General features: G+C 36.8%; 2 protein-coding genes. Both read left to right on the top strand.

Annotated elements, in window-relative coordinates; translation table 11 throughout:
• The first annotated feature begins 313 nt into the window (after positions 1 to 313).
• Positions 314 to 1,108 carry a thymidylate synthase gene (locus tag ACFIKE_RS10885; RefSeq protein WP_375649929.1) on the top strand — a complete coding sequence of 265 codons (795 nt, stop codon included), beginning with the start codon at positions 314 to 316 and terminating at the stop codon, positions 1,106 to 1,108.
• Positions 1,105 to 1,208 (top strand): dihydrofolate reductase (locus tag ACFIKE_RS10890; protein WP_375649931.1); only part of this gene is annotated, 104 nt, incomplete at its 3' end. The genes ACFIKE_RS10885 and ACFIKE_RS10890, both read left to right, overlap by 4 nt.

Consider the following 1,208-nt stretch of genomic DNA (forward strand, 5'->3'; position numbering starts at 1 on the left):
AAAAGTCATACCATTCTACTAGATTACCTGATGCACTGGACACGATAGCCCAGATACGTTTTCTTGTATCATGTGGTTTTAAAGCTTCTTGTTTTTCCATAGTCGATCCCTTTATTTCATGTTTATCCATCTTAGTTCATTTATGTCATTTTCTTAGAAGCTGTCTATAGTATTTTATCTTTTGCATCAAAAATTTAGTCAGATCATGATAATTTCTTGTGTAAGATGTTTTTGGAAAAAGATTTGAATTATGTTTGTACGGATTTTACAGTTTTTATTTTCTATAATGAGAAGAATCGGACATAATAGCCCTATGAAGTCATATCTTGCTCTTTTATCTCATGTTTTAAATCAGGGTATTGATCGGACAGATCGAACGGGTGTTGGAACGCGATCTATCTTTGGGTATCAGATGCGCTTTGATTTACAAGCAGGATTTCCATTGTTGACAACAAAGAAACTACACTTACGTTCAATTATTTATGAGCTTTTGTGGTTTCTTAAAGGCGATACAAATATCGCATGGTTGAAAGAGCATGGTGTATCGATTTGGGACGAATGGGCTGATGAAAAGGGAAATCTTGGTCCTATTTATGGTTATCAGTGGCGTTCTTGGCCTGCTCCTGATGGACGCCATATTGATCAAATTAACAATCTTTTAGCGATGATTAAGGAAACGCCAGATTCTCGTCGCTTGATTGTATCAGCTTGGAATCCTGCATTAATAGAGGAAATGGCTTTGCCTCCGTGTCATTGTCTTTTTCAATTTTACATTGCGGAGGGTAAATTATCTTGTCAACTTTATCAGCGTTCAGCGGATATTTTCTTAGGTGTTCCATTCAATATTGCATCCTACGCATTGCTAACGATGATGATTGCGCAAGTAAGCGGTCTTAAAGTAGGCGATTTTATTCATACTCTGGGAGATGCTCATCTTTATTCTAATCATTTTGAACAGGCAAAATATCAATTGTCTCGTATACCAAATGCTTTGCCATGTATGCGTATAAATCCAGCGGTAACAGATCTTTTTTCTTTTCAATTTGAGGATTTTGAGTTGCTTAATTATGAAGCACAACCCCATATTAAAGCGCCGGTAGCAATATGACGATTTCCATTTGTTTAATTGCTGCTGTTGCAGAAAATGGTGTTATAGGTCGTGAAGGTGCGATGCCTTGGCATTTATCCACGGATTTGCAACGCTTTAA

The organism is Bartonella sp. MU70NMGDW (genome assembly GCF_042194085.1).
Lineage (GTDB): Bacteria > Pseudomonadota > Alphaproteobacteria > Rhizobiales > Rhizobiaceae > Bartonella > Bartonella grahamii.